At 48.8% G+C, this 2989-nt stretch carries 3 protein-coding genes; all 3 read left to right on the plus strand.

All coding sequences use genetic code 11. The annotated features are described in order from the left end of the window. Positions 1-226: zinc ribbon domain-containing protein (locus PX484_RS04420; RefSeq protein ID WP_288102989.1), on the plus strand; the 226-nt coding region annotated here is incomplete at its 5' end. Between the two features lie 134 nt (positions 227-360). Beyond that, the gene (locus PX484_RS04425) at positions 361-1545 is read left to right on the plus strand and encodes a tetratricopeptide repeat protein (RefSeq protein WP_002801042.1); all 1185 of its coding nucleotides are present in this window, start codon (positions 361-363) and stop codon (positions 1543-1545) included. A gap of 77 nt (positions 1546-1622) precedes the next feature. After that, a partial coding sequence (gene ftsH, locus PX484_RS04430) for an ATP-dependent zinc metalloprotease FtsH (protein WP_288102991.1) occupies positions 1623-2989 on the plus strand: 1367 nt, incomplete at its 3' end.

The following is a 2989-nucleotide window of genomic DNA, read 5'->3' on the forward strand; positions in this document are numbered from 1 at the left end:
AACCTCGCAAGAGTGTCCGAATTGTGGCGCAATTACTGGTAAAAAAGCGTTATCGGAAAGAGTTCACCGGTGTGATTCTTGCGGCCACATTGAACCGAGAGATACGGCATCAGCGAAGGTAATTGAGAACCGAGGAAAAAACGCGGTCGGACTGACCGTGTTAGAAAACGCTCGCGGAGGCGATTTGACGGGGATCGACTGGGTTAAACTCGGTCGATCTAGTTAAAAGCCTAAGAACCGAGAATCCCCCGCTACACCGCGCGAGCGGTTAGCGGGGGAGAGTCAATCCCCGATAACTGATAACTGCTAGACTAATTGGGTGATGCTTGCAAGATTAATAAAACCAGTGTCGAGATTAGAATGCAGGGACTTTTAAGAAAACTTTGGCGTGCGATCGAAAACTTTTTTACCCGACTTTTGGGGGGACAAGGGGGAAAGGGGAAAGTACAAGCGATCGAATCTGTTCCCCTAACCGATACAGATTACGAGTTTCTCTATATGCAGTTACTCGATGGAGTGTCCCACGGTTGGCACGAAGGCAGAATTCTGAGATTTTTTGAGAAACTGGGCGATCGAGGTCGGCAAAAAGATTGGGTAGAATGGTTAGAGCGCTTTGGGACACGTCTGCAATCCTCCGCTTCCCTTAACCAACTTCTCGCCAGCAGAATGATCCGTTTAGGAGAATTAGCCCGCGCTTTCCCCGGTATTGAACGTATTGGTGAAGCTTCCTACGAGATCGGTTATCAACTCTACACCAAAGAAACTGCCACTTTAATCTGGGAATACGCCGGCGACGATGAGGACCTTGGCAGTTATTCCCTGCCGCAACCCCCAGAAAATCTCTTATATTCGGGTGAAACTAGCGATTTTAACGGTGCTGACTCGGAAAATCCCCAATTAGAAACCCTCACCCTCGATGAATTATTTAACCGTCTGCACAACGATCCTACCCTAGCGGGCCAAATGGCCGAACAATTAGGCATCGAAAATAAGGACGCAGAAAGCATTATTAATAGTCTGATCGCTCAATTTTCCCCCCAGGAGGGTAAAAACCCTGAAACTGCCGCAGATTGGTTTAATCAGGGCTTAGAACAGGCAAATTTAGGCAATTGGTCAAATGCGATCGCTGATTGGGAACAGGCCTTGACGATCGATCCCCAATTAGCCTCGGCCTGGCATAATCGTGGTGGTGCCTTAGCCATGATCGGTAACTACGAAGAGGCGTTAAATAGTTATGATCGCGCCCTAGAAATCACCCCCAACGATCACCAAGTCATTAACGCTAGAGGCAGCGCCCTATACGGACTGCAACGTTGGCAAGAAGCCTTAGAATGTTGGCAACAGGTGCTAGAAGCGGACGATAATTTTTATCAAGCTTGGTACAATCGCGGCAGTACCCTAGAAAATTTGGGCGAAACCCAAGCAGCGATCGCCTGTTATCAAAAAGCTTTAGGGATTGCGCCGGATTTTGAGCTTGCCCAAACTCGTCTAGAGGCTTTACTAGAGCAAAAACCGCCCGAAGACGACGGTAATCCCCCTGCCTGATTCAATCTGAACTTGAGCAGTCAACAGCCTACAATGAGGAGAGGATAGAGACTAATTTTAATGAATCAGGCCCAGCAATGAGTATAAAAAGCAAACCTCCTTCACAATCCCGCCTGATCGGTAATGTTTTATTAGCCGTGGGCGGCTTATTTCTGATTGTTAACCTCCTTTTTCCGCAATTATTTGGCCCTAGCGTCCCCAAAGTTCCCTATAGTCTTTTTATCGACCAAGTGGAAGATGGCAACGTCGCTAGGGTATCCGTGGGACAGAATGAGATTCGTTATCAGCTTAAAAACGACCAAGAGGGCAACTACGGACGAATTTTCAGCACTACACCGATTTTTGACCTAGAATTGCCCAAACGTCTAGAAGCCAAGGGCGTAGAATTCGCCGCCGCACCACCACCAAAAAATGGCTGGATTGGTAGTGTCCTTAGTTGGGTGATTCCTCCCCTGATTTTTGTTGGTATTTGGCAATTTTTCCTCGCTCGCAGCGGTGGCGGTGGTCCAGCTGGGGCTTTATCGATTACCAAAAGTCGCGCTAAAGTCTATGTGGAAGGAGACACCACCAAAACCACTTTTGAAGATGTGGCCGGTGTGGAAGAAGCGAAAACCGAATTGGCCGAAATCGTCGAATTTCTCAAATATCCCCAACGTTACATTCAAATCGGGGCGCGGATTCCCAAGGGTGTCCTCTTAGTCGGTCCGCCGGGGACAGGAAAAACCCTGCTGGCAAAAGCAGTCGCAGGAGAAGCGGGGGTTCCTTTCTTTAGTATCTCAGGTTCGGAATTCGTGGAACTCTTTGTCGGTGCAGGGGCAGCCCGAGTGCGGGATCTGTTTGAACAGGCCAAGAAAAAAGCCCCCTGTATTATTTTTATCGATGAATTAGACGCGATCGGTAAATCTCGCGCTAACGGTAATTTTATGGGGGGTAACGATGAACGGGAACAGACTTTAAACCAATTATTGACGGAAATGGACGGTTTTAACGCTGGTGATGCGACGGTGATCGTGCTGGCCGCCACTAATCGCCCCGAAACTCTTGATCCCGCCCTTTTACGCCCCGGCCGTTTTGATCGCCAAGTGTTAGTTGATCGCCCCGATCTGGCTGGACGCTTAAAAATCCTCGAAATCTACGCAGGTAAGGTAAAATTAGGCTCGGATGCAGATTTAAAACAGATTGCTACCCGTACCCCCGGTTTTGCTGGTGCTGACTTAGCTAATCTAGTCAATGAGGCCGCTTTATTGGCAGCCCGCAATCAACGCAGCACCGTCGCCCAAGAGGACTTTAATGAGGCAATCGAGCGGGTAGTGGCCGGTTTAGAGAAGAAAAGCCGGGTTCTCTCGGAAAAAGAGAAGAAAATCGTCGCTTATCACGAAGTTGGTCACGCTCTCGTCGGTGCAGTTATGCCGGGGGGTGGTAAAGTTGCTAAGATTTCGATCGT

It is taken from the genome of Microcystis sp. M49636_WE2 (genome assembly GCF_030065375.1).
In the GTDB taxonomy this organism is placed as follows: domain Bacteria; phylum Cyanobacteriota; class Cyanobacteriia; order Cyanobacteriales; family Microcystaceae; genus Microcystis; species Microcystis aeruginosa_C.